Annotated in this window: 8 protein-coding genes; 5 read left to right on the plus strand and 3 right to left on the minus strand. The window is 70.3% G+C overall.

The features are described from left to right. Positions 1–431, plus strand: a 431-nt coding sequence (locus tag B2W70_RS01880; protein WP_286742273.1) for a formate dehydrogenase accessory sulfurtransferase FdhD, incomplete at its 5' end; no start/stop codon positions are given. A 62-nt stretch (positions 432–493) separates the two neighbouring features. On the opposite strand, the gene B2W70_RS01885 is transcribed toward B2W70_RS01880, so the two are convergent. Continuing rightward, the gene (locus tag B2W70_RS01885; protein ID WP_286742275.1) at positions 494–1,672 is read right to left on the minus strand and encodes an aminotransferase class I/II-fold pyridoxal phosphate-dependent enzyme; all 1,179 of its coding nucleotides are present in this window, start codon (positions 1,670–1,672) and stop codon (positions 494–496) included. 60 nt (positions 1,673–1,732) lie between these two features. On the opposite strand from B2W70_RS01885, the gene B2W70_RS01890 reads away from it, so the two are divergent. From B2W70_RS01890 to B2W70_RS01905, 4 genes are read left to right on the plus strand one after another with little or no spacing between them, the layout of a single operon-like run. Then, on the plus strand, positions 1,733–2,533 hold the full coding sequence (locus B2W70_RS01890; protein WP_286742277.1) for an MlaE family ABC transporter permease: 801 nt from the start codon (positions 1,733–1,735) through the stop codon (positions 2,531–2,533). Between the two features lie 8 nt (positions 2,534–2,541). Continuing rightward, entirely contained in the window at positions 2,542–3,300 is a 759-nt protein-coding gene (locus tag B2W70_RS01895) for an ABC transporter ATP-binding protein (protein ID WP_286742278.1), read from the plus strand. Continuing rightward, complete coding sequence (locus B2W70_RS01900) at positions 3,297–4,271, plus strand: MlaD family protein (protein WP_286742280.1); 975 nt, start codon at positions 3,297–3,299, stop codon at positions 4,269–4,271. The genes B2W70_RS01895 and B2W70_RS01900 overlap by 4 nt, the downstream gene beginning before the upstream one ends. Then, positions 4,264–4,995: a PqiC family protein gene (locus B2W70_RS01905; protein ID WP_286742281.1), complete on the plus strand. Its 732-nt coding sequence runs from the start codon at positions 4,264–4,266 to the stop codon at positions 4,993–4,995. Before B2W70_RS01900 ends, B2W70_RS01905 begins: the two co-directional genes overlap by 8 nt. A gap of 33 nt (positions 4,996–5,028) precedes the next feature. Here B2W70_RS01905 and B2W70_RS01910 read toward each other — a convergent pair whose 3' ends face one another. Next, positions 5,029–5,460, minus strand: a complete 432-nt coding sequence (locus B2W70_RS01910) for a YidB family protein (protein ID WP_286742283.1) — start codon at positions 5,458–5,460, stop codon at positions 5,029–5,031. 12 nt (positions 5,461–5,472) lie between these two features. Continuing rightward, on the minus strand, positions 5,473–5,798 hold a 326-nt coding region (locus tag B2W70_RS01915; protein ID WP_286742284.1), incomplete at its 5' end, for a DUF3597 domain-containing protein.

Genomic DNA, 5,798 nt, shown 5'->3' on the forward strand with positions numbered 1-5,798 from the left:
TGTTGAACGGCTTGGGCGATGAGGCCCGGCCTGGCGTGTGGCCTGCCCCAGCCGACCCTGGCGTCGCGGTGCGCCGGGCCCTGAGCGCCTTGCCTGCGCAACAGGCCTTGCAGGCGCACAGCGGTGGGTGTCACGCCGCGGCTTGGGCCACGCCTGGTGGTGAGCTGCTGTGTGTGCGCGAAGACGTCGGGCGCCACAACGCGCTCGACAAGCTCATCGGGGCCATGGCGCTCCAGGGGCCGCTGCCGCCAGGGCTTGTCGTGGTCTCCAGCCGCGCCAGCCACGAGATGGTCAGCAAATGCGTGCGCATGGGCGTGGACACCCTGGGGGCGATCTCTGCGCCCACATCCCTGGCGATCACGCTGGCGCAGCGAAGCGGCTTGCGCCTGTTTGGTTTCTGCCGGGGCGATGCGGTGGTGGCCTACGCCTGAGGCTCAGCCCCCGCTGACGGGGCCGCAGCACTGCGGTCGCCGAGCCCGGTGTGCCCGACTACTCAGCCGCGCAGGCGCTTCAAAAAGTGACCCAGGCGGTCCAGGCCCTCGCTCAGGTCCTCGCGCGAAGCCGCGTACGACAGCCGCACGAAGCGCCCCGCACCGCTGACACCGAAGTCGTGCCCCGGCGTCAGCGCCACGTGCGCGTCCTGCAGGGCGCGCTCGCAAAACGCCATCGCGTCCAGCCCGGTGTCCGCCACGTCGATGTAGACGTAGAAAGCCCCATCGGGCAACACCGGCACGTTCAGCCCGATGTCGCGCAGGCCCTGCAGCACCAGCGCCCGCCGCTCGGCGAACTCCCGCTTGCGCGCCTCGCAGACCTCGATCGATTCGGGTGTGAAGCAGGCCAGCGCCGCCAGTTGCGCCGGGGTGGGCGCGCAGATGTAGTAGTTCTGCGCCAGGCGCTCCATGGCGGGCACCAGCTCCTCGGGCACCACGGCCCAGCCCAGGCGCCAGCCCGTCATGCCGAAGTACTTGGAGAAGCTGTTGATGACGCACGCCCCTGCGTCGGCCGCCAGCACCGTGGGCGCTGGCGTGCCGTCGACTTGCGCGTCGCTGAGGTTCAGGTAGATCTCGTCGACGATGCGCCACGCGCCGTGTGCACGCGCCCATTCGCAGATGGCGGCCAGCTCGGCCGGTGGCACCGAGGTGCCCGTGGGGTTCGAGGGCGTGGCGATCATCAGCCCCTTCGTGCGCGCGGACCAGTGGCGCTGCACGGCGGCCAGGTCGAGCTGAAAGCGCGACGACGCATCGGTGGGCACGAGGCGCACGTCGGCGCCAAAGCCACTCAAGAACTGCCGGTTGCACGGGTAGGACGGGTCGCCTACCAGCACCTCGTCGCCCGGGTCCACCAGCGCGGCCGTCACCAGCAACAGCGCGGCCGAGGCTCCGGCCGTGACCACCACGCGCTCAGGTGACAGCGTCAGGCCATGGGTCCGCTCATAGAACCCCGCGATGGCTTCGCGCAAGGCGGGCAGGCCCAGCGCGCCGGTGTAGGGCAGCGCCGCTTGAGCCGCCACGCGTTGCAGCTCGGTGCGCACGGCCGGCGGGGCACCGAAGTCGGGCTCGCCCAGGTTCAGTCGGATGACCCGGTGGCCTTGGGCCTCGAGCGCGGCGGCACGCTTGCCGAACTCCATGGCCAGGAAGGGGGTGATGGCTTGGGCGCGTTGGGAGACCTTCATGGGCGGGCAGTTTAGTGCCCACGCCCTGTAGGATGGTCGACTCAGGAGGGACCGAACCACATGCTGCGCGCATGGCTGCACGACGTCGGGGAAAGGGCACAGGCTCGCTGGCAGGGCTGGGGTGAACCCATGGGCTTTGGCGGCGCCATGCTCATCACCCTGGGCTCGATGCTGCGCCACAAGCCGCTGCCCTCGATGGCGCAATGGGGCCGGCTGGCCGCGCAGGCCAGCGTGCAGGCCCTGCCCATCGTCTGGGTGGTCAACGCGCTGGTGGGCGCCATCATGGCTTTCGTCGGGGCGGTGCAGCTGCAAAAGTTCGGCGCTGGCCTGTATGTGGCCGACCTGGTGGGCATCTCGGTCACCCGTGAGATGGCCGCCCTGATCACCGCCGTCGTCATGTCCGGGCGCACGGCTGCGGCCTTTGCCGCCGAGCTGGCCACCATGCGCGCGCAAGAAGAAATCGACGCCCTGCACGTGCTCGGCCTGGACCCGATGCGCGAGCTGGTCATGCCCCGGGTGATGGTGCTGCTGGGCATGATGCCGCTGCTGTTCTTCCACGCCTGCGTGGCCGCCTTGCTGGGTGGCTTGCTCGTGGCCTCGCTGATGCTCGACCTCAACGCCGACACCTATGTGCAGCGCCTGATGGTCGCGACCTCGGCGACGCACCTGTGGCTGGGCCTGGCCAAGGCCATCGTCTTCGGTGGCTGGATCGCCCTGGCGGGTTGCTACGCCGGCTTGCACGCCGCCCGCAGTGCTGCCGGGGTGGGTGAAGCCGCCACGCGGGCCGTGGTGCGCGGCATCGTCGGCGTGATCGCCCTGGACGCGGTGTTCGCCGTCGTGGCCAACGCCATGGGTTGGTAGGAGCAGGCATGGCCCACATCGACGTCCGAGACCTGCGCATGCAACACGGCGAGCGCCTCATCCAGGAACATGTCAGCTTCAGCGTGGCCCCTGGTCGCATCTTCGCCGTGATGGGCGGCAGCGGCTGTGGCAAGAGCACCTTGCTGCGCCACATGGTCGGCCTGCAGGAGCCCGCCGCTGGCGACGTCTTCGTGGACGGCCGGGGTTACTGGGGCGAGATGGACGCGGACGACAAACAGGCCACGCGCCAGCGCTTCGGCATGCTGTTTCAAAAGGGCGCGCTGTGGTCCACGCTCAGCGTTGCCCAGAACGTGCACGTGCCGCTGGAGCTGCACTGGCGCGATCGCGACGAGGCCGAGCGCGCCCAACGTGTGCGCAACGTGCTCGACTGGGTGGGCTTGGCCGAGCTGGCCGACGCCCCGGTGCACGGGCTCAGCGGCGGTCAGGTCAAGCGCGCGGGCTTGGCGCGGGCCATCGTGGCCGAGCCGGAGGTGATCTTCCTGGACGAGCCCTCGGCCGGCCTGGACCCGGTCACCTCGCTGCGCCTGGACGACCTGATCCTGTCGGTGCGCGACCGCACGGGCGCTTCGGTGGTGCTGGTCAGCCATGAGCGCGACAGCCTGTTTCGCATCGCCGATGACGGCATCTTCCTGGACGCCGAGTCGCGTCGCCCGCTGGCACAAGGCCGGCCGGCCGACATGCAACACGACGCGAGCCTGCCGCTGGCGGTGCGCAATTTCCTGCAACGAAAGGACGAGCAGGCATGAAACGACGATCGGTGGCGCTGGGCGCCTTCGTGGTGATGGCCATGGTGCTGGCCGTGGTGCTGATCACGGCCCTGGGCAAAGGCCGCTTCTTCGGTGGCGGGCGCACGCAGGCGGTGGTGTGGTTCGACAAGAGCGTCAAGGGCCTGACGATCGGCTCGCCGGTGACCTTCCGGGGCGTGCCCATCGGTCAGGTCGAGGCCATCGGCGTCGAGCTTGACCCGCAGACCCTGCAGTCGCGCCAGCCCATCACGCTGGCGGTGTCGATGGAGGCCTTGTCGATCAAGGTGCGAGGGCGACGCGCCCAGCGCGAGGCCTTGCAGTCGCTCATCGACCGCGGCCTGGTGGCGCAGATGGTCACGCAGAGCCTGGTCACCGGCCAGGCCATGATCGACCTGACCATCGGGCCCGCCCCGACCACGGCGGTGGCCCAGACGCAGGACGGACCGCTGGTGATCCCGCACGTGGGCGGCAGCTTCGACCGCCTGCTCGAGCAGGTCTCCGAGCTGCCCCTCAAAGACACCGTGGCCGATGTGCGCGCCACCTTGCTGAGCGTGCGCCAGCTGGCCGACGAAGCACGCACCAGCGTGGCCAAGGTGCAGGGCGATGTCGGGCGCGTGACCGGTCAGGCCACGCAGACCCTGCTGCGCGCGGGCGATGACTTCCACAATGCTTCGCAGCAAACCACGGCCACGCTGCAGTCGCTGCAAAGCCTGGCCGATGGCAGCCAGCGCCTGCTGCTGGATGTGCAGCCCCGTGTGGTGGGCGCCATGGACGCCTTGCATGGCGCGGCCAACGACGTGCGCACGGGCATGGGCGAGATCTCGGCCTGGGTGGCGCCCGGCTCGGCGGCCCGCACCGACCTCGACGGCGCCTTGCGCGACCTGGCCCGCTCGGCGCGCAGTTTCTCGGCGCTGGTCGAAGACATCGAAGAGCAACCCAATGTTCTCATTTTCGGGAGACCGCATGAGTGAAGCTTCTCGCGACGCCTCTTGTCAGGTGCGCCAGCGCGTCCACAGCGGCGTGACCGCCCTCAGCGTGCTGGGCCTGATCTGCGCAGCCATGGTGGCGATGGTGGCTGGCTGCGCCAGCCCGCCGCCACGCGCGATGGTCATCGTCCCTTCGGCGCCCGTGCCGGCGTCCATGCCTGCGCCGATGCCAACGCCCGCCGTGGCCTCACCGGCCGCATCCATCGCAACGGCTGCTGCCAAGCCTGCCGCAGCCACCCCGGGCGACGCAGCCCGAGCACCCGGGGTGTCGCTGGTGCCCCTGCGCCTGCCCGAGCACTGGCAACGCCGTCAGGTGCTGCACCTGCGCCAGGACGCCGAACTCGTCGCCTGGCCCAACGCCGTCTGGGCCGAACGCTTGGAAACGGGCCTGACCCGTCGCTTGTCGCAGGCCCTCAGGCTGCGCTCGCCCGAGCAAGGTTGGTGGACGGGTGAAGAGGCCCTGGGCACGCGCCGCTTGCTGGTCGAGGTGCAGCAACTGGACGTGCACGCCAGCCGTGGCGAGGTGGTGGGCACGCTCAACTGGCGCCTGGTCGACCGCCAGGGGCGGGTGCTCGATGGCGGCAGCCTGACGCAGCGGGTGCAGGCGACGGTGGGCAACGCCCAACAAGAGGCCGAAGCCCTGGCGCAGTGGGTCGACGCCCAGGCCGAGGCGCTCGCGCCCAGGCTCCAGGGCGCGACCTCACCTTGAAGCGGCCGCCCAGGGCTGGCGCGCTGCGCTGCTTCAGCGCTTGAGCCAGCCCGCAGCCAGGTTGCCCAGCAGCGCAGGCAGGTCGCTGCCCGGGCCGGGCAGGGCGCCCTTGGGGCTGAGCTGGTCGATCAAGCCCGGCAGCACCTCGCTGAGCAACGACGCCTGCTGATCCGGCGAAGTGCCGGCCTGGCGGGCCAGGTCACGCAGCGGCTCTTCACCCAGCACGGCTGCGATCTGGTTGGCGCTGATGGGCAGGTTGGCCCCGGTGCCGACCCAGGAGCCGATCACCTGGCCCAGGCCCTTGTCTTCAAAGGCCTTGACCAGGCCGGACAAGCCGCCCACCTGCGGGTGGTTGAGCACTTGCATGACCAGGCCGATGAGGTCGGTGGTGGCGGGGGTGCCCTGGCTGGCTTGGCCGGACAGGGAGCCCAGCACCTGGCTGGCGAGAGAGTCGAGCAGTCCCATGGTGATGCCTCCTCAGTCCAGCAAGTCGGCTGGCACGTTGCCGCCGTTGGCCGCCAGCTTTTGCAGCACGGTCTTGTGCAGCCAGGTGTTCATCTGCGCCGAATCGGTCATTTTGTCGGCCGGGCAACCCAGTTCGGTGGCCAGGGCTTTGCGCGCGTCGAGGCTGCTCTCGATGTCCAGCAGCTTCAGCAGGTCGACGATGGACGTGCGCCAGTTCAGCTTTTGCGACGCCGCCTGGGCGCGCGACTCCAGCTGGCTCACCACGTCCACCACCGCGATCGCGGCAACCACGGGGGCTGCTGGCGCGCTGGGGGCTGCGGCCGGGGCCGGGGCCGGGG

The organism is Aquabacterium sp. UBA2148, assembly GCF_002328915.1.
In the GTDB taxonomy this organism is placed as follows: domain Bacteria; phylum Pseudomonadota; class Gammaproteobacteria; order Burkholderiales; family Burkholderiaceae_C; genus Aquabacterium; species Aquabacterium parvum.

Coding starts and splice junctions, on each gene's coding strand:
- B2W70_RS01885 (WP_286742275.1), bottom strand. CDS start 1,672: ATGAAGGTCTCCCAACGCGCCCAAGCCATCACCCCCTTCCTGGCCATG.
- B2W70_RS01890 (WP_286742277.1), top strand. CDS start 1,733: ATGCTGCGCGCATGGCTGCACGACGTCGGGGAAAGGGCACAGGCTCGC.
- B2W70_RS01895 (WP_286742278.1), top strand. CDS start 2,542: ATGGCCCACATCGACGTCCGAGACCTGCGCATGCAACACGGCGAGCGC.
- B2W70_RS01900 (WP_286742280.1), top strand. CDS start 3,297: ATGAAACGACGATCGGTGGCGCTGGGCGCCTTCGTGGTGATGGCCATG.
- B2W70_RS01905 (WP_286742281.1), top strand. CDS start 4,264: ATGAGTGAAGCTTCTCGCGACGCCTCTTGTCAGGTGCGCCAGCGCGTC.
- B2W70_RS01910 (WP_286742283.1), bottom strand. CDS start 5,460: ATGGGACTGCTCGACTCTCTCGCCAGCCAGGTGCTGGGCTCCCTGTCC.